General features: G+C 50.5%; 16 protein-coding genes and 2 pseudogenes. 5 read left to right on the forward strand and 13 right to left on the reverse strand.

What is annotated here, in order from left to right; all coding sequences use genetic code 11:
* Positions 1-106: 106 nt before the first annotated feature.
* The 4 genes from L0M14_RS27150 to ftsE are packed head-to-tail and all read right to left on the reverse strand — an operon-like array spanning position 107 to position 2,952.
* Positions 107-199: a M23 family metallopeptidase gene (locus tag L0M14_RS27150; RefSeq protein WP_235119513.1), complete on the reverse strand. Its 93-nt coding sequence runs from the start codon at positions 197-199 to the stop codon at positions 107-109.
* Complete coding sequence (locus tag L0M14_RS27155) at positions 156-1,298, reverse strand: murein hydrolase activator EnvC family protein (protein WP_235119514.1); 1,143 nt, start codon at positions 1,296-1,298, stop codon at positions 156-158. Before L0M14_RS27155 ends, L0M14_RS27150 begins: the two co-directional genes overlap by 44 nt.
* A gap of 60 nt (positions 1,299-1,358) precedes the next feature.
* Entirely contained in the window at positions 1,359-2,276 is a 918-nt protein-coding gene (gene ftsX, locus L0M14_RS27160; protein WP_235119515.1) for a permease-like cell division protein FtsX, read from the reverse strand.
* Positions 2,266-2,952, reverse strand: coding sequence for a cell division ATP-binding protein FtsE (ftsE, locus tag L0M14_RS27165; protein WP_235119516.1), 687 nt, complete (start codon positions 2,950-2,952; stop codon positions 2,266-2,268). The genes ftsX and ftsE overlap by 11 nt, the downstream gene beginning before the upstream one ends.
* A 261-nt stretch (positions 2,953-3,213) precedes the next feature.
* On the opposite strand from ftsE, the gene L0M14_RS27170 reads away from it, so the two are divergent.
* The 5 genes from L0M14_RS27170 to L0M14_RS27190 all read left to right on the forward strand — a co-directional run bounded on the left by L0M14_RS27170 (position 3,214) and on the right by L0M14_RS27190 (position 7,732).
* Complete coding sequence (locus L0M14_RS27170; protein ID WP_235119517.1) at positions 3,214-4,356, forward strand: RCC1 domain-containing protein; 1,143 nt, start codon at positions 3,214-3,216, stop codon at positions 4,354-4,356.
* A 137-nt stretch (positions 4,357-4,493) separates the two neighbouring features.
* Positions 4,494-5,288 (forward strand): peptidoglycan binding domain-containing protein, encoded by a 795-nt coding sequence (locus tag L0M14_RS27175; protein WP_235119518.1) that lies wholly within the window; start codon positions 4,494-4,496, stop codon positions 5,286-5,288.
* Complete coding sequence (locus L0M14_RS27180) at positions 5,279-5,956, forward strand: VanW family protein (protein ID WP_235123045.1); 678 nt, start codon at positions 5,279-5,281, stop codon at positions 5,954-5,956. The genes L0M14_RS27175 and L0M14_RS27180 overlap by 10 nt, the downstream gene beginning before the upstream one ends.
* A 111-nt stretch (positions 5,957-6,067) precedes the next feature.
* Positions 6,068-6,841, forward strand: coding sequence for an HAAS signaling domain-containing protein (locus L0M14_RS27185; RefSeq protein ID WP_235119519.1), 774 nt, complete (start codon positions 6,068-6,070; stop codon positions 6,839-6,841).
* Between the two features lie 3 nt (positions 6,842-6,844).
* A complete protein-coding gene (locus L0M14_RS27190) occupies positions 6,845-7,732 on the forward strand; it encodes a DUF4097 family beta strand repeat-containing protein (protein ID WP_235119520.1) in 888 nt (295 codons plus the stop codon).
* 67 nt (positions 7,733-7,799) lie between these two features.
* Here L0M14_RS27190 and argH read toward each other — a convergent pair.
* From argH to prfB, 9 genes and pseudogenes are all read right to left on the reverse strand, one after another.
* Positions 7,800-9,214, reverse strand: a pseudogene (argH, locus tag L0M14_RS27195) (argininosuccinate lyase).
* Positions 9,215-9,323: 109 nt separating this feature from the next.
* A complete protein-coding gene (locus tag L0M14_RS27200) occupies positions 9,324-10,562 on the reverse strand; it encodes an argininosuccinate synthase (RefSeq protein ID WP_235119521.1) in 1,239 nt (412 codons plus the stop codon).
* A gap of 66 nt (positions 10,563-10,628) precedes the next feature.
* Entirely contained in the window at positions 10,629-11,585 is a 957-nt protein-coding gene (gene argF / locus L0M14_RS27205) for an ornithine carbamoyltransferase (RefSeq protein WP_235119522.1), read from the reverse strand.
* Positions 11,586-11,618: 33 nt separating this feature from the next.
* Positions 11,619-12,812, reverse strand: coding sequence for an acetylornithine transaminase (locus L0M14_RS27210; protein WP_235119523.1), 1,194 nt, complete (start codon positions 12,810-12,812; stop codon positions 11,619-11,621).
* 68 nt (positions 12,813-12,880) lie between these two features.
* Positions 12,881-13,642 (reverse strand): acetylglutamate kinase, encoded by a 762-nt coding sequence (argB, locus tag L0M14_RS27215; RefSeq protein WP_235123046.1) that lies wholly within the window; start codon positions 13,640-13,642, stop codon positions 12,881-12,883.
* A gap of 218 nt (positions 13,643-13,860) precedes the next feature.
* The gene (gene argJ, locus L0M14_RS27220; protein ID WP_235119524.1) at positions 13,861-15,093 is read right to left on the reverse strand and encodes a bifunctional glutamate N-acetyltransferase/amino-acid acetyltransferase ArgJ; all 1,233 of its coding nucleotides are present in this window, start codon (positions 15,091-15,093) and stop codon (positions 13,861-13,863) included.
* A 66-nt stretch (positions 15,094-15,159) separates the two neighbouring features.
* Entirely contained in the window at positions 15,160-16,209 is a 1,050-nt protein-coding gene (argC, locus tag L0M14_RS27225) for an N-acetyl-gamma-glutamyl-phosphate reductase (protein ID WP_235119525.1), read from the reverse strand.
* 670 nt (positions 16,210-16,879) lie between these two features.
* The gene (locus L0M14_RS27230; protein WP_235119526.1) at positions 16,880-17,749 is read right to left on the reverse strand and encodes a YitT family protein; all 870 of its coding nucleotides are present in this window, start codon (positions 17,747-17,749) and stop codon (positions 16,880-16,882) included.
* A gap of 668 nt (positions 17,750-18,417) precedes the next feature.
* Positions 18,418-19,524: pseudogene (prfB, locus tag L0M14_RS27235) on the reverse strand (peptide chain release factor 2).
* Positions 19,525-19,588 lie beyond the last annotated feature (64 nt).

Genomic DNA, 19,588 nt, shown 5'->3' on the forward strand with positions numbered 1-19,588 from the left:
CACCTTTGTCCTTAAAACCCCTTATGCCCGTAAGGCTTACACCTTTCGGAACGAGTTCGCCTGATTAGTATATGACAAGCGCCCCCCGTTTTATAACCAAGTTGTCCTATCTTAAGTAGGGTTTGGGATCTACAGGCTTCTCATTGATTCTCACTTCAAAATGCAAATGGTTGCCGGTCGATTGCCCCGTGGAGCCCACGCCCGCAATTTTTTTGACCGCGCTTGACCGTATCGCCCTTCTTCACATAAATGCCGTCATTCATAATATGACCGTATAAAGTCCAAACTCCGTTGCCATGATCAATAATAACGCAATTCCCATAACCGCTCATCCATGAAGCATAGATCACGGAGCCATTCTCTGCCGCCCGGATTTCCGTCCCCTTCGGCACAGCCAAATCAATCCCCTTGTGGTTCTCTGATTTGCCTGTAACTGGATTAATCCTCATAACAAAATCGGATGTCAGTGTAGCCTGGGTTGCCAGCGGATATCCGAACTTGCCTCCAGAGTAAGTAAATGGTGACTTCGCATTTGCCGCAGCGCGCTTTTTGGCTTGCAGTGCTGATTCCTGCTTAGCCAATTGAATGATCTGATCTTCGCTATCCTCGGAAATTTCCTCGAGTTCTTTCTCCTGCTTACTGAGCGAAGCGATTCTCACTTCTTTTTCTTTTTCCTTTGCTTGAAGCTCGTCGCGGGCTGTATCCGCTTTGGCATAGAGGCCTTTGACCTCTTCCAGCTGCTGCTCCGTCTCGATTTTCTTTTGCTCCACCGTATCGCGGTCCTTCTTATTCGCTTCCAGGATTTCTTTGTCCTGGTTCACGATCGACTTGAGGGCTTCCAGACGGTTCAAGAAATCAGAGAAGCTCGTCGCGCTCATCAGCACATCCATATACGAAACAAACCCGTTCATATACATCAGCCGAAGGCGGGATTTCAGCATCTGGTCCCGGCTCTCCACCCTGCCTTCCGCTTCATCAAGCAGCTTGACGTTATCTTCCAATTGGTCGGATACATCGTCAATCTGTGTGTTCAAATCAGACAGCGTTTTACTGGCTTCATCTACTTGCGCAAGTAAGGTCTTGATGTCTTTCGTGGTTTGCTCTTTTTCATTCTGTACTTTCACAATTTGATGTTGGGCATTGTTCGCCTTCTGTTGAATTTCCGCTTTTTTCTTCTTCAGTTGAGACAGCTGCTGGTCGATCTTTTCCGTTGCTGATGCGGCGTAGCCAGCGTATGGAACCATAAGGCTGCTTACAATTCCAAGTGTTAGCAACGTGGGCAACATCTTTTTCTTCAAGCACATAGCCTCCTAACCTAGTAGATCCTTCTATGAAACTTTGAAAATAAACAAGCACCATTACACACGCAAAAACTTACGTACCGAAATCAAGCTTCCCCAGATCCCGATCACCATACCAATGCCAAGGAGCAGCAGGGTAAGGGTAGGAGCAATCTGTTCAAACGGCGTCAGCTTAATCATCAGCATGCTCAGATCGATGGAGCCTGTATTTAACAGCTTCCAGTACCCTCCCAAGATAATAAGGATGGGAATAATAGAACCTATAAAACCAAGCAAAGCTCCTTCTATGAAAAATGGCCAACGTATAAATGAATTGGTTGCCCCTACGAGCTTCATAATGGCGATTTCCTTGCGGCGCGCCAGAATGGTAATTTTGATCGTATTGGCAATCAAGAAAACAGCGGTAAAGGAAAGCAGAATCACGATGCCGAAGCCTACCCAGCGGATCACCTCTGTCACCTTAAATAAGGTTTCAACCGTGCCCTTGCCGTAGTTGACTTTATAGATCGGCTTTGGATCTTTGCCCAGATTGAGCGCACTAATTTTATCGGCAACCGCCGCGACATGATGCGGATCATCCACTTCAACCGTGAATGCGTCGTTCAGCGGATTGTTCTCCCCTTCAAAGCCTTCCAGCAGCGCTTTACCGCTCTCGCCAAGCTTATCCCTCAAATAAATAAGCCCTTCTTCTTTCGAGACGAACTTGACCGATTTCACTTCAGGAATGCCCGTGATTTGGCTTTGCAGCAAAGCTACCTGATCTTGAGGCGTATTCACTTCCAGATAGACGTTAATCTCGACCTGCTTCTCAATCTGACCCGTGATGTCATTGACATTGAGCGTGATCAAAACGAAAATCCCCAATATAAACAAGGAAATAGCAATCGAGCTGATTGAAGCAAATGTCATCCACCCATTGCGGATAATGTTGCGCGTACCCTCACGGAAATGACGAGCGGCCGTGCTAATCTTCATAGCCGTATTCCCCCCGCTGCTCGTCACGAGCGATGACGCCTTTCTCTATCGCAATAACCCGTTTGCGCATCGTGTTGACGATTTCTTTGTTGTGTGTGGCCATAACGATTGTCGTGCCGCGGAAATTAATTTCCTCCATCAGCTTCATAATGCCCCAAGAGGTATCGGGGTCCAAATTTCCTGTCGGTTCATCGGCGATAATGACGGATGGATTGTTCACTATTGCCCGGGCAATAGCCACCCGTTGCTGTTCGCCCCCGGATAATTGGGTCGGCAGTGAAAGCGCCTTGTCCTTGAGCTTCACGAGTTCCAACACTTCCATGGTCCGCTTCTTGATCTGCTTCTTCGGAGCCTCGATGACTTCCATAGCGAAAGCGACATTGTCATAGACACTCAGTTTCGGCAGCAGACGATAATCCTGAAAAATAACGCCGATATTACGGCGTACATAAGGAATTTTGCGCTGCTTCAGCTTCTCCAGGTTAAAGCCGTTCACAAAGATTTGACCCTTGGTCGGCTTTTCTTCTCTATACATTAATTTCATAAATGTCGACTTACCTGCACCGGACGGACCTACCACATAAACGAACTCATTGCGGTCCACCTTTATATCAATACCTCGCAATGCATGAGTGCCGTTGGAGTATGTTTTCCATACGTCCTGCATTTCGATCACAATATCACATCCAATCATATAGATAGCTTTTATCCTTTCGACATAAAAGCGGAAAATCCTTTACTTCGTCCAGAAATTTCGTGCACATCACCCCCATTATATCATTTTTTGAGAGAATTTGAGGCATCCTGCGCTAGTAAGTTTAAGCATGAATACCAGCAAGCCTTTAACCATCTTACAAATTTTGGATTTAACCAAAACTTTTTCCCATTTTTATGGTATGTATATATCGAAATTAGGATAAACGAAGGAGTGATTGTAGTGAAGCCAACCAAACGAAGCTTTATTACTGTAAAGAAAGGGCGAGTATTATGGATTGCAACCGTTTTGTCGCTAACCCTCGGAAGTCATACATTCGCAGACTCACCGCGCATTGAATCGAACAAAAATCCTGCGTATGCAATAAGCTCCTCTGATTATCACAATGTTGTCACTAGTTCGGAGGGGAAGGTTTGGTACTGGGGCAATGTAGCTGATCGTGATACGGTGGTTACGCAAGGCGAATATGGACCGGAGTATAAGTTAAAAGAAAGAGACAATAAACCGGAAGTAATGAACAACTTGGAAGGAATCGCCGCTGTATCTGCGCAATATGGAAATGGAGACGTCATACTCAAAAAAGACGGAACTGTATGGAGCTGGGGAAGGAAATTAAATGATATTACAGGGAAATCTGAGTTTCCTGCGCCTCAAAAAATTGAGGGATTAAACCATATTACTAAAATCTCAACCGACTATTTGAACGCTGCATTAGATCAAGACGGAACCGTGTGGGTCTGGTTTCCATATCCGTATACTAACAATGTGACCCGAATTGAAAATATTCAGAAAGCTAAAGATATTTCCGTTGGGCACGGCAAACTGCATATTTTAAAAAGTGATGGAACTGTATGGGAGTGGTCAGGCTATACGAACGACCGTCAAAATGAGAGCTACCAAGCAGTACAAATGAAGGAACTCACTCATGTTACTGCACTTTCCTCAGGTCATTCGGATCATTATTTTGTCATAAAGAAAGACGGAACCGTATGGGGCTGGGGAAACAACGGCTTCGGCTCCCTCGGCTTAAAGGGGATTGATACTGTCACTAAGCCTTCTCTAATTAAAGACTTGCAGCAGGTTTCCTCCATCACAACCAATGATTGGACTACGGTCATAGTGAAGAAAGATGGGACGGCATGGATTCTAGGCGCGAAGATTGAAAGTGAAAGCCCAGTTTGGAATACAACTCCTGAACAAATTGAAGGGTTACAGAAAGTATCTGCTGTCACTCTAGGATATAATCATGCTCTAGCTGTTACGATGGACGGCAAACTGTTTGCATGGGGGCAAAATCAAGCCGGACAGCTCGGAGATGCCACCTTTAAGAAAAGCGCTACACCCCTACCTGTCAAACTTCAGTAGTATGAATGAAGGGCATGTCTGAGACCATCGGAGTCAACAAATATCGTAATAAAATAGACGAGAGCACGATACAAATAGTAGTACAGGCTGCGAATTTCTTGCAGCCTGTACCTAAGTTGTAAAGGAGACGCTGCTGCATGTTGTCCAACTCCGTCTACTTAACGCCTGCTCGAAAAATATTACTGCTTGCAGCTATCGTCATCGTCAGTGCTAGCGCTGCAGGTGGCGCGCTTTATACCTATGGAAGCGGACAGAAGCTGCCCTCTCACTTTCAGGTTGCCGGCTGGAACGCTGGAGGAATGCCACACGAAGTCTTTGAACAGCAGTTAGAACAGAGATGGAGACAGATCTCTTCCCTTCCCGTTCAGCTTCAATCAACAAATCCAGAAATCACAGGAAAAACACTCTCTTTAGAGCAATTGGGCATTGTCCTACACAGAGAACAAGTTGATCGAGCCCTACAGAGCTTACTTCACGGATCTATGGCCAATCGGATTTCCGCCAGATGGTCGTTGAGTCATGCAGATCTTCCAATGTCCGCCTCTATCGACACCAACAAACTTCAAGCAGTCATTCAACAATCATGGAAGGAAGTCTACGATCATCAACCTACTGCTGCACGACGAATCGTCAATCCCGATGATACCATTCAATATGAACCTGACCGCAGTGTTCCTAGAATTGATCTAGTCACTTTGAAAAAACAGCTAGATTCCTTGATTCCACCCGTCACACCTGGGTACATGGAACAGAAAACACTTCAAATTACCATCCCTCTCTATGAGCAGCCGGCTAGTGTCACGGTTGACTCACTCAAGCAGCAAAAGATTGAACGAAAAATCGCTCAGTTCACAACATCGTTCCCCCCAGCGGAGAGGGACGGATTCACAATATCAGATCCACTGCCGCAACCATCCACGATCTGCTCTTAGCCCCAGATGATGTATTTGACTATAGTAAAATCATTGAGCAAACGGAAGCTCACTTCGGCTATAAAGAAGCTCCTGTCATTCTAAACGGAAAACTGGTGCCGGGCATTGGCGGAGGGATTTGCCAAGTGTCCTCTACGCTGTACAATGCCGTGCTGCGAAGCGGTCTTGAGATTGTCGAAAGGCGCAATCACTCGCTGCCCGTCAGCTACGTGCCGCTAGGCCAGGATGCGACTTTTGCAAGTGGGTATATTAATTTCAAGTTTCGGAACAACACGGACTCCTATCTGCTGATACGCACGGTCACGACAGGCCAGAATGTGACGGTCAAGTTGTTTGGCCATATGTCCTCCTCCCTGACTTATGAGATCGAATCCAAAATCATAGCGACGATATCGCCACCGGTCAAATACGTTCATAATCCGTCCTTGCGCCGCGGTACAACCAGACCGATCAGCACAGGAAAGGCGGGTTATGTCGTAGAGACCTATCGGTACAAAAAGCAAGACGGTGTAGTTGTGGGTAAGGAGCTGATCTCCAAGGATCGGTACTCTCCGGTCCCCACTCTTGTCGCCGCCAATACGGGCGATATCAAGCCCGATGAAGGAAAGCCCGCTGAGCCGGGCAGCCCGCTCCTGGAGGACGGCGTCAAAGGGCCTACTTTTCGATAGCAAGCGGGTTCCAAAAGATTATGACAGGTCATATGACTCTAGATACTAGGTCACTATGACTTTTTCTTTTATTCTAGGAGTATCAAGGAATGCTGAAGGAGGAATCGCACCATGAGTAAAGCGGATTACTTCAAGGAACTGAACCACCGATTACGCGGTCTCCCCGAGAAGGAACGCCAAAATATATTGTCTGTCTATGAAGAACTATTTCAAAAAGCAATAGAAAACGGTAAGCATGAGGATGATGTTGCCGAGTCGCTTGGTTATCCTCGCATTCCTAGCTGGAATGCACAAAACCAAGTTCAGAACCCAGCGTCCTCCCACGAGCAAGCGGATGCTGAAGCTCGAATACGACAGCAGTCTGCTGAGAATGCAAAAAATCCGGCTCCCGAAGCGTTCAAGCAAACGTACTCCAAAGCCGAGATTCCCTATTCCTATGAACCTATTCCAAGCCAATATGCAGGAGGCTCACAAGGCCCGCAAACGGCCCCGCCGCCACCACCGCATTCCGTACCGACCTACACGCATATACCGCCTTATCCACATGCAGTCAAAGCAGAAACAGGTATCAAGGCGATTATCGTCAGTATTGCACTTGGATTTTTTAATCTGATCTTTGTCGTCGGGCCATGGTTCGGTTTGTTCGGAACATTAATCGGCTTATTTGCAGCCGGATTTGCTTTGCTGGTAGCACCCGTAATCGGTGTAGTCGCCACGCTTTGGGGCAGTTCGGGAGAAGACATGAGGCTCATCGTGTTCGCTATGCTAGCGTGCTTTGGTCTGGGGCTCATTCTGACTTCCGCTTCTACCTGGTTGTTCCATTGGTTTTTCAAACTCACCGGATCCTACATTCGATTCAACGCGAAACTAATCAAGGGGGCTTAATCCATGAAAAAAAGCTATAAATTTTGGATGGTGCTTGGCTTTCTGTGTCTCGCTGTAGGTTTGGTAGGAACCGCCATCTCATTCAAAGAGACGGATTTTGACTCCGGTATTACACAAATTGATGTGGAAAAAAGTATGGATGCCGCCCAGATTGAGAATCTGTCCATCAGCACCGACTTTATCGGCATGACCTTCATTCCGTCTGACGGCAAGGACATCACGGTTCATCTTGTCGGCACAGTGAGTAAAACGTTAGCTAAGGATTGCACGATTGACGCGGTAACCGAAGGTTCCGACACCTGGACCGTCAACGTCTGTAATAACCCGCGCAATAATTTTCAATTCGGCTTTGACCTGAATGAACTCAAGAACTTGATCGCCCATCACGATACTAGACTCCGCACAGAAGTCACGCTGCCGAACAAACTGTACAAATCCATAAGCGTCTCATCCGATGTCGGGTCCCTACAGCTGAAGGATATCAAATCCGAATCTTTGCACGCCGTAACGGATACGGGCAGCATCGCGCTCGACCGCTTTGAAGGCTCTAAGCTTCACCTGGAAAGTGATACAGGACGAATTACAGTCGGTGATGCGCAAGGCAACGTCACCATCAAGACAGATACAGGCAGTATCCAGGCCAAGCTCAGAGAGCTGGGGGAACAAGTCGAAATGGATGCCGATACCGGCTCCATTGACCTTCAGCTGACTGCGAAGCCTACATCAGCCTTCTTCGATCTATCCTCCGATGTCGGCAGGGTTAATCTGGATGTGCCAGGAGCCACCGCTAACCGAGACGGCCGTAATGCCCTGACTGGCACCATCGGAGACGGACACAGCAAAGTGCGTTTGCGGACGGATACGGGATCGATTACGGTGATGGGGAAATAGTATTTGAACAAATGAAAACCTCCGGACCGCTGCATTCAGCGGGTCGGAGGTTGATGTTATTTTTCACTTATTTGCTCTTTGCCAAATAGGTCTGGAACCAGTCGTCGGCCTGCTTCAGCACTTCTTCTGCCCGCTCGATGGCCGCGGACACTTGGTTGCTTGCGGTTCCGCCGTAGACGTTACGCGCATTGACGACCTGTTCAGGCTGCAGGACTTGATAGATGTCCGCTTCGAACAGGCTGGAGAAGCCCTTGAACTCTTCGATACTCATATCGAGGAGGTATTTCTTATTTTGAATGCAGTACAGGACTGTCTTGCCGATGACTTCGTGCGCCTGACGGAACGGCAGACCCTTGTTCACCAAGTAATCTGCGATGTCCGTTGCGTTCGAGAAGTCCTGGTTGACTGCTTGCTTCATGCGGTCTTTGTTCACCTTCATCGTTGAAACCATAGGGGCAAACAATTGCAGCGCCCCTGCAGGGTACGAACCGTATCGAACATGCCTTCCTTGTCTTCCTGCATGTCCTTGTTGTAGGCTAGCGGCAGCGACTTCAGTACGGTCAGCAGACCGAACAAGTTGCCATAGACGCGGCCCGTCTTACCGCGGACGAGCTCAGCAACGTCCGGGTTCTTCTTCTGCGGCATGATCGAGCTGCCGGTGCAGAAGGCGTCATCGAGTTCAACGAAGGCGAACTCCGTGCTGGACCAGAGCACCATTTCCTCGCAGAAGCGAGAAAGGTGCATCATGATCATCGACGCGTTCGAGAGGAACTCCAGGATGAAGTCGCGGTCGCTGACCGCATCCAGACTGTTCTCGTACACGCGGTCGAAGCCAAGCTCCGACGCCACAAAATGGCGGTCGATCGCAAACGTAGTGCCGGCGAGCGCTCCAGCGCCGAGCGGCAGAATGTTGATGCGCTTGTAGCTGTCCTGCAAGCGCTCCAGGTCGCGCTGGAACATGCTGACGTACGCCATCATGTGATGCGCAAACAGAATCGGCTGCGCACGCTGTAGATGCGTATATCCCGGAACAATCGTATCCAGATTGTTCTTGGCTTGATCAAGCAGCGCTTCCTGCAGCTTGATGAGCAGCCCGACGAACTCTACCACGCGCTTGCGCAGGTAGAGATGCATGTCCGTCGCAACCTGGTCGTTACGGCTGCGGCCGGTGTGCAGCTTGCCGCCGACCGGACCGATCAGGTCGATCAGCGTTTTTTCGATATTCATGTGAATATCTTCGTTCTGAACGGTATATTCCAACTCGCCGCGGCGGATCATGCCCTGTACAGCGTGCAGGCCGTCTTTGATCTTCTCCACATCGTCAGCCGGCAGAATGCCGCATTTGCCAAGCATCGAGACATGGGCCAAGCTACCTTGGATGTCTTCCTCAGCCAGCTCTTTGTCGAACATAATCGACGCTGTATATTCTTCGACCAGTTGGTCGGTTTGCTTCGTAAATCGTCCACCCCAAAGCTTAGACACGATTCATTCTCCTCTCGTCATTAGAGCGGCACGGCGGCGGACAAGCCGCCGATACAGCCCAAAGGCTTTCCTCGGAGGGAAAGCCCGCGCATTTGCTATGTTGATCTGCTTATTGGTTCGCCTTCTGCTGCACACCGGAAGAAACCTTCAGGCGCAGCGCGTTCAGGCGGATAAAGCCCGTAGCGTCACCTTGATCGTACGCTTTGGAAGGATCGGCTTCCATTGTCGCGATATCCGGGTTGTACAAGCTGACAGGGCTCTTCACGCCGGCAGCCATGATATTGCCTTTGTACAGCTTCAAACGAACCGTACCCGTTACGTTCTTTTGGCTTTCTTCTACTAGCGCTTGGATTGCCAGACGCTCTGGGGCAAACCAGAAACCGTTGTAAACGAGCGTAGCGTATTTGGAAATCAAGGAATCGCGAAGGTGCATCACATCACGGTCCATCGTCAGCGATTCCATTTTGCGGTGAGCGGTGAACAGGATCGTACCACCCGGAGTTTCATATACACCGCGGCTCTTCATGCCGACGAAGCGGTTTTCCACCATATCCACGCGGCCGATACCGTGCTTACCGCCAAGCTCATTCAGGGCTTCCATGACTTGAAGTGGGCTCATTTTCGCGCCGTTCAGACCTACGCAGTCACCTTTTTCAAAATCAAGTTCTACGTATTCCGCTTGATCGGGAGCATCCTCAGGGGAAACGCTCAGTACGTACATATCTTTATTGGACTCAGCCGCGGAGTCAAACCAAGGATCCTCCAGCATGCCGCTCTCAAAGCTGATATGCAGCAGGTTGCGGTCCATCGAATAAGGCTTGGCAGCCGAAGCTTGAACCGGAATACCATGCTTCTCCGCGTAAGCGATCATTTCAGCACGTCCCGGGAACTGCTCGCGGAACTCTTCGAGACGCCAAGGAGCGATTACACCAATTTCCGGAGCAAGCGCTGCTGCCGTCAATTCGAAACGGACTTGGTCGTTGCCTTTGCCTGTCGCCCCGTGAGCGATAGCCGTTGCGCCTTCTGCGCGGGCAATATCAACCATGCGCTTCGCAATCAGAGGACGCGCGATACTTGTACCTAGCAGGTACTGTCCTTCGTACAGAGCGCCCGCTTGGAACATCGGGTAAATAAAATCCTTAGCGAATTCATCGCGCAGGTCGTCGATATAGATTTTGGATGCGCCGGTTTGCAGCGCTTTTTCTTCAAGGCCGTCCAGCTCTTCCTTTTGTCCAATATCCGCTGTGAACGCGATAATTTCCGCATCGTAGGTTTCTTTTAACCATTTCAAAATTACTGATGTGTCCAGCCCGCCGGAATAGGCTAACACGATTTTTTCCTTTGCCATGAATCCATCTCTCCGTTTCCCTTGTATAAACTATATCCTCACTTCACACATCTGCATGAAGGTGGTTTACATCAATGCCGCCATAATTGCTTTTTGAGCATGAAGACGGTTCTCCGCCTGATCAAAAATAATCGAATGCTCGCCGTCGATGACGCCTTCGCTCACTTCTTCACCGCGATGCGCCGGCAGGCAGTGCATAAACAGGTAGTCGGATTTCGCGTACTTCACCAGATCCTCGTTCACCTGATAGTTTTTGAATGCCGTTTCCCGCTCCTGCTGCTCAGCTTCAAAGCCCATGCTCGCCCATACATCCGTGTACACGATGTCGGCTTTTTCGATCGCTTCACGCGGATCATGCGTCACCAGTACGCTTCCGCCGGTTTGTGCCGCATTGTCCTTCGCAGCCGCTGTGGATTTGGCATCCGGCTCGTAGCCCTCTGGAGTTGCAACCGCAAAATCCATGCCCAGTTTAGCAGCGCCCATCATGAGGGAATGCACCATGTTGTTGCCGTCGCCGATGTAGGCCATTTTCAGACCGCGCAGCTTGCCCTTGTGCTCCAGGATCGTTTGGCAATCCGCCATGACCTGGCAAGGATGCGCGTAGTCCGTCAGTCCATTGATCACGGGAACTGTCGCCCCTCTGGCCAGATCAATAACCTTGCGGTGCTCATACGTGCGGATCATGATGCCGTCCAGATAGCGGGACAACGTCTGCGCCGTATCCCAAACCGTCTCGCCACGCCCAAGCTGCAGATCATTTCTGCTTAGAAACAGCGCCTGGCCGCCCAGTTGATACATGCCCACTTCAAAAGAAACCCGAGTACGTGTGGAGGATTTCTCAAAAACCATGCCTAGCGTCTTGCCGGCTAACAGATTATGAGGCTCTCCTGCCTTCTGCTTGCGCTTAAGATCAATTGCCAAATCGATCAAATATTGAATTTCTTCGGGTGTATAATCAATAAGTGCAAGAAAATCGCGCCCTTTCAGCTGGGCAGCCAACTCTTCCTTTAACGTACTGTTCATATCATCCTACCTTTCTGCTTCAAATAAACTCGTTTATTGAACGGCCGCAGCCGCTTTCTCCGCCAATACTTCGCAAATGACATCAATACCCCGGTCCAGGTCTTCCTGCGGAATCGTCAAGCTAGGCACCAATCGGATGACATTCGCTCCGGCCGGAATAACCAGCACGCCGCGCTTATGAATTTCGCTGATGATCTCTCCAGCGGGCTGTGTGCACTCGATTCCAATGAGAAGACCTAAACCTCTAATCTTAGAAATTAGCGGGTTCGCTTGAAGTCGTTCTTGCAGCTTGTTAACCGTATAGGTACCAAGTTCCGCCGCACGTTCCGGGAGCTTATTCTCCAGAATGGTCTCAATAGAAGCAATACCAGCCGCTGTTGCAATCGGAGTTCCGCCAAACGTGGAACCATGGCTTCCTGCGTTGAACGCTTCTGCAAGCTTACCCTTACCCAGCATAGCGCCGATTGGGAAGCCCGCTCCAAGCCCTTTGGCCAGGGTGAATATATCCGGTTCGATACCGTAGTGCTCGTAAGCGAACAGCTTGCCCGTGCGCCCAACTCCCGTCTGAATCTCATCCGCGATCAGAAGCAGACCGCGCTCCTCACAGAGTTCAGCCAGCTGTTTGATGAATGCCGGGTCAGCCGGGAGCACGCCGCCTTCCCCTTGAACCATCTCGATCATGATGGCGCAGGTCTTATCGCTAACCAGGCCGCGAACCGCCTCGATATCGTTGTAAGGCGCGTACACGAATCCTTCCGGCAGCGGCAGGAAGCCTTCTTTCACCTTATCCTGACCTGTAGCAGTCAAAGTAGCCAATGTACGGCCATGGAAGGACATGTTGAACGTAATGATCTCATATTTGCCGTTCTGCAGGACCTTTTGCGCGTAACGTCGAGCCAGCTTGATCGCCGCCTCATTGGCTTCCGCACCCGTAGAGCAGAAGAATACCTTATCCGCACAGCTATTTTCCGTTAACAGCTGCGCCAGCTTCTCCTGGTTCGGAATGTGGAACAAATTGCTGACGTGCCATAACTGATCGAGCTGCTCGACCAGCTTCTCTTTCACCGCTTGCGGAGCGTGTCCGAGGTTCGTTACCGCGATTCCGCTCATCAAATCGATATATTCTTTTCCCGTATCATCCCATACACGGCTGCCTTCCCCTTTTACCAGCGTAATCGGATATCTCGCATAGGTAGGAAAAAGCGCGCTATTACCAGCTGCAGTCATTGAAAACCCTCCCGGAAGCCATGACGAATGGCTTTATCAATCAATCGATTCTGTGAATAAATAGCTTCTTATCTCACGATCCGTGTGCCGATGCCGCCTTCTTTTAACACTTTGCTCAAAACGTTCGGCTCGGAGCCGTTGACGATGACAACTTCCTTAACTCGACCTTGTATACATGCAATGGCAGCACGCACCTTCGGAATCATGCCTCCATAAATGACGCCGCTTTGGATCATCGCTTCAATTTCAGCAACCGTTACCACAGGAAGCACCTGCTTCTCACCATTCATGATGCCCGGCACGTCGGTTACCACGATCATTTGTTCCACGCCCAGGTGCGAGGCAACCGCTCCCGCCGCCGTATCTGCGTTAATGTTATAACGTTGTCCACCGTCTGCACCCAAGCCAACTGGAGCAATGACCGGAATGTATCCCATTTGGACAACATCCTGAATCAGCTCTGCGTTGACTTTCGTTACATCGCCAACCAGTCCGACTTCGTTTGCGTTACTGACGGGAACAGCTTCAATCAATTGACCGTCCACCCCGGACAGACCTAACGCCGACGCGCCTGCCAGCTGAATACGCCGTACAATTTCCTTGTTGATTTTGCCGGAGAGCACCATCTCCACAACATCCAGTACGTCTTCCGTTGTCCGGCGCAGTCCGTTCACAAATTCTGTCTCAATCCCAAGCTTGGACAGCGTATCGGAAATTGCGGGTCCGCCACCGTGGACGATGACCGTCACGATTCCTTCTTCCTGAAGCTGACGCATATCGGCAAAAAAGCTTTCTGGCAGAGCCGCCAGCGTGCTTCCGCCGCATTTCATGACAAAGCAATTGTTTTTCACTGCCGCTTCCCCTTTACAAATCTATATCAACCTGTATGTTAACCGTGAACTCTTCAATAGCCGCTGCAGCTCACAGCTCGCTGATTGGCTCGCCCAGCCAGAAATACGATTCCCCTACTCCTAATATGGCATAGGCCTCACATCATTGCCGCTTGAAGCTGGCTGCTATTTCAATAGATTTCGCCAGTGAGCTGCCTCTACGTCCTATAAGCTGCATTGATCCGTACATAGTCATACGTCAAATCACAGCCCCAGCCCGTAGCTTTGCCGCTTCCCATATGTAAATTCACATGAATATGAATCGTATCTGTTTTCAGATAAGCAAGAGCCTGCTCCTCATCAAACTTCACAGGACGAGACTGTTCCAGAACCGTAATGTCGCCGAGACGGATATCGACCGTATTAACATTCACCGACTGGCCTGAATATCCCACTGCCGCAATGATGCGGCCCCAGTTGGCATCTGCGCCATACACTGCCGACTTCACCAAGCTCGATCCGATGATCGACTTGACGATGGCTCTTGCCGCATTGTCGGACTCCGCACCGACCACATTAACCTCGATCAGTTTGGTCGCTCCTTCGCCGTCTCGCGCAATCGCTTTGGCCAGGTATTCGCCTACGTATTGGAACGCAGCTGCAAAGGCTTCCCAATCCGGATGCTGCGGATTCAGCGTCTCACTGCCTGCCAGTCCGCTTGCCATCACCACAACCATGTCGTTGGTGCTGGTGTCGCCATCAACTGTGATCATATTGAACGTGTTGTCCGTCACCCGGTTCAGCAGCAGCTGCAGGTGCTGGCTTTCGATCTTGGCGTCGGTCGTGATAAAACCGAGCATCGTCGCCATGTTCGGGTGAATCATCCCCGAACCCTTGGCCGCGCCGGCAATATGGATGTCATGGCCGCCAATACTTACGCGGACGCATGTCATCTTCTGCACGAGATCCGTGGTCAGGATCGCCTGGCAGAAGTCGTCGCCCCCGTCCGTCTTCACACGCTGCGGCAGCTCCTCGATGCCTCCAAGAACTTTATGCATCGGCAGCAGCTCGCCGATAACGCCCGTGCTCGTCACGCCTACGTGATGCACCTCCAGGCCCAGCGCCTTTGCCGCCGCAGCGCGCATCGCGCGCGCGTCGTCCTCGCCCTGCTGGCCGGTGCACGCATTAGCGTTGCCGCTGTTCACGATCATCGCCTGCAGCTTGCCGTCTTGGGCGATGCTCTCCTGCGTAACGCGCAGCGGTGCCGCTTGGAACGCGTTGAGCGTATACACGCCCGCCGCTGCCGCCGGCACCTCACAGACAATAGCGCCCAGATCGTGGCGCTCAGTTTTCTTCAGTCCGCAGTGCAGTCCGCCTGCGCGAAAGCCTTTCGGAGTCGTAACGGACCCCTCCGGCACAACGATAAACTTCCCTTGCTCTTGTGACGACATCTTCGCCCTTCACCTGTCCCTTTTGGATGTGGATTGTGGATTCGATCTTCTTGCTTTCACTATGAATTAAGGATACACCGGAGAGAACAACAAGCCCGTTGTCTCCTCCCAGCCCATCATGAGGTTCAAATTCTGAATCGCCTGACCGGCAGCGCCCTTCACGACGTTATCGATGACCGAGCAAATCGTCAACCGCCCTGTCCGTTCGTCAACGGCAAACCCGATATCGCAGTAATTGGAGCCGAGCACTTCTTTCGTCGCAGGCATCTTGCCGTTGGAACGAATCCGCACGAACTTACGGCCCTCATAATACTGACGGTACATTTCAATAAACTCTGCTTCTGTGTGCTCGCCAATTATCGTTGCATACATGGTCGTCATGATCCCGCGCGTCATCGGAACCAAATGTGTCGTGAACGTCGTCACGATGTCTTTGCCCGCGATGCGGCTCAGCGCCTGCTCAATCTCTGGAATATGCTGATGCTTATTGACTTTATAAGCACTGAAATTCTCATTCACTTCGGCGTAATGAGCGCCCAGTCCTAATCCACGGCCCGCTCCGGAAACACCGGACTTGGCATCAATAATGATCGTGGACGGATCGATCCATCCCGCTTGCACCGCAGGTATGAGACCAAGCAGTGTTGCAGTCGGATAACAGCCTGGATTGGAAATAAGGTCCATTCCTTTGACCTCGTCACCGAATACTTCCGACAAGCCATACACTGCTCGTTCCAGAGCTTCGGCCGGCGCTGCGGGCTTCTTATACCAATTTTCATAGGCTTCCGCTGATTTAAGACGCAGATCGCCTGAAATATCGATGACCTTGAGTCCTGCTGCAAGCAGCTTCATACTAAGCTCAGCACTGACTCCCGCAGGTGTCGCCAAGAAGACGAGATCCGCTTTTCCGGCGATCAAATCGACGTCCAACTCATCTAGAATGCCCACAAATATTTGATTCAAATGAGGAAAACTCTCTGCAAGAGGCGCCCCTGCATTTGAGGTTGAAACAACGGAAGTAATCGTAACATAAGGATGCGCCTGTAAAAGGCGAATCAACTCGGCACCGCCATAGCCGGTAGCCCCAATAATTGCCGCTCTTAGTGAATTGCTCATGGTTATTCCTCCAAACGTCCCCAAAAAGATATGTATTATTATACGGACTTATACATAATAATTCAATGGATTTTTTCCAGAGTTTTCGCGTGATTATGCAGCTTTTTCGGCTTGCAGCATTCGATCTATTTTGCATACTCTGCATAAAATCTAATACAGTCTACAACCCTTTGTTCTAGCCCTGTATTATTATCCCAGAATCTAGACCCAAAGAGCAACTTCTATTTCAAATGCATAGATTCCACTCGCTAGGATAGTTGATGAAGCGTGTTCAATATGAGGGGCTAGTTTGTTGCTATATGAGTTCACGTTCAATGTGGAGTGCTTGCTAGCAGCTAAGTGAGCCGTGACCAGTATAAAGTGCTTGTTAGCAGCAATGTGAGTTCGTGTCTAATATACAGTGCTAGTTCGCAGCTATGTGAGTTCGGGTTCAGTATACAGTGCTAGTTCGTAACTTTGTGAGTTCGTGCTCAGTATACAGTGCTAGTTCGTAGCTATGGAGTGTGTCCAATATACAGTGCTAGTTCGTAGCTATGGAGTGTGTCCAATATACAGTGCTAGTTCGTAGCTATGGAGTGTGTCCAATATACAGTGCTAGTTCGTAGCTATGGAGTGTGTCCAATATACAGTGCTAGTTCGTAGCTATGTGAGTCGTGCCCCTCCCGTCTTGCTAGCTATGTCTGCGGAAGCCTTCCCCCAGCACCTCATTCGTATCGCTCAAAATGACGAAGGCCTGCGGGTCGACAGCCTGTACCAGTGTTTTTAACCGACTCACTTCGTTCTGGTTGACGACCACCATGAGTACAACTCTTGACGCTCCCGTATAGCCTCCCGCACCGCTTAGCTCCGTCAAGCCTCGGTCCAGCTCGTATAGAATCGCTTTCCGGATGTCCTCCGTGTGCTCCGATATAATAAAGGCGACCTTCGCGTAGTTGAACCCGAGCTGTACAATATCGATCGTTTTCGTTGTCACGAATAATCCGATTAAGGCAAACAGTGCATTCTCCGGCGTAAACACAACACCTGCCGAAAGGATAACGAGACCGTCAAAGATGGCTACAGCAAAACCTAGACTAATACCTGTATATTTATGCAGGATCTGAGCAGCCAGTCCGAGTCCTCCTGTTGACCCTCTCCCCCGGAACACGATACCCAGCCCCAGACCGATGCCCATCCCTCCATAAATGGTCGCGAGCAGCGTATTATGAGTAGGGACTCCAATATGACTTGTCAGTAGCACACAAAGCGGGTATACCACAGAGCCTACGGCGGTTTTCACACCGTATTGCCCGCCCAGCAGCCATAATCCCAGTAGAAAAAGCGGAATGTTCAGCGCCCATTGTGTGATGGCCGGGCTGATACCTGTCAGATGCTGCACGATGGTGGACACGCCGGAGACCCCTCCGGAGGCAATCTGATTCGGGTTCAAAAAGGCGTTAAAACTGGCCGCGATAATCAGCGATCCGACAACCAGCATGACATATTCGATTACCGTATGTGCAGGACTCCCGATCGGGATTCCTTGTTTTCTTCTGGCCACAAGCGGCCCTCCTTTATAAGGGGAAGCTATGATTTCTGAATTTGTCGAAAAAAGGGATGGCGAGTGCCAGTTGCTCGACTTTGGCTGCCTGCCCTGAGCAGTTGCCAGCTTCGATCTTCTCGTGTAGCGTTGATCCTTGCGTCCTTATGATCCGATATTCGGATCAATCGATCTGACTCCATCATCCTTACAGTTCGGACGGTAACGTACCTACGTGCGTTTGAAGCTCTTGGACCGCTAAGGCGTTCGATGTGAATTCTTTGGGAAGGTAAGCCTCTTATTCATGACTCTTCCATTCTGCACCAACGGATCACCAAGCCAGACTTTCGGCACGGATTGTTTGTTTTGCATGCGAGCTCTGGTTGTCACAGACTATGCAGGGCTTTACTTTCACCTTACATCGCTTCTGATGAGTTAGGATTTATCGGGTCTCTCAGGGATGAGTCCGGCACGCACATGCTTATTGACCTTCGCCTTCGGGAACATCTGGTTTGCAAAGTCGCATATGCCTATCATCCTACAGTAGCACATTCTCAGCTTAGTTCACCTGCCAGCCTGCTCAGTACGATCACCGGCCGCTGTATGCCTCCCTCGACAAACTCCAAAAAAATCCCACACCTGTCAGGTGTAGGATTTTCGTCCAACGCGGGAACTATGCGTGAAGCTGACTATTCCTTGCGAATCTGATGACGCAGGTACGCATCCATGAACATATCCAAATCGCCGTCCATCACCGCGCCGACGTTGCCCGTCTCCGCAGACGTGCGGTGATCCTTCACCATGCTGTAAGGATGGAACACGTAGGAGCGGATCTGGCTGCCCCACGCGATGTCCGACTGCTCGCCGCGAATCTCGGCAAGCTGCTTCTCTTGCTCCTCGATCTTCTTCTCATAGAGCTTGGAACGAAGCATCTTCATTGCTTTCTCACGGTTCTTGATCTGGGAACGTTCCTGCTGACAGCTGACCACGACGCCTGTAGGGATATGCGTGATCCGAACGGCCGAGTCGGTCGTATTGATGTGCTGACCGCCGGCGCCGCTGGCCCGGTAGGTATCGATCTTGAGATCCTCCGTGCGGATTTCAATCTCCGCGTCGTCCTCGATCTCCGGCATCACATCACACGATACGAAGGATGTGTGACGGCGGCCGGAGGCGTCAAACGGCGAGATGCGGACGAGCCGATGTACGCCCTTCTCCGTCTTCAAGTAGCCGTAGGCGTTGAAGCCCTTGATCATGAGCGTGACGCTCTTCACTCCGGCCTCGTCGCCGGGCAGGTAGTCGAGGACCTCGACCTTGAAGTCACGCTTCTCGGCCCAGCGGCGGTACATGCGCAGCAGCATCTCCGCCCAGTCCTGACTCTCGGTCCCCCCGCTCCGGGGTGCAGCTCGAGTATCGCATTCAGCCGGTCGTACGGCTGATTGAGCAGCAGTTGAAGCTCGAAGTCCTCGAGCTTCTTGACGAGAGCCTTGATGCCGCTGCCGATCTCGGCGGCAAGACTGTCGTCGCTTTCCTCCTCCTCGAGCTCGACCATGACCTGCAGGTCGTCGTACTCGCCGGAAAGCGTCTGAAACTGCTCCACAACGCCCTTGATCGCGTTGAGTTCGCTAATTGTTTTCTGGGCTTTCTCGTTATCGTCCCAGAAATCGGGCGCAGCCATTTTTTCCTCGAAATCACCGATCTCTTCGAGCTTATGATCTAAGTCAAAGAGACCCCCTTAATTCCGTTAGTCGCTTTGCCGTTTCCCTAAGATCCTGCTTTACTTCTGGTTCTAGCATTGTCTTACACCTCATTTATTTGCTTGCCATTGGCCTTGGCTTACTCTTCTGTCTTCTGCGTTAG

Origin of the sequence: Paenibacillus hexagrammi, from assembly GCF_021513275.1 — a bacterium.
Lineage (GTDB): Bacteria > Bacillota > Bacilli > Paenibacillales > NBRC-103111 > Paenibacillus_E > Paenibacillus_E hexagrammi.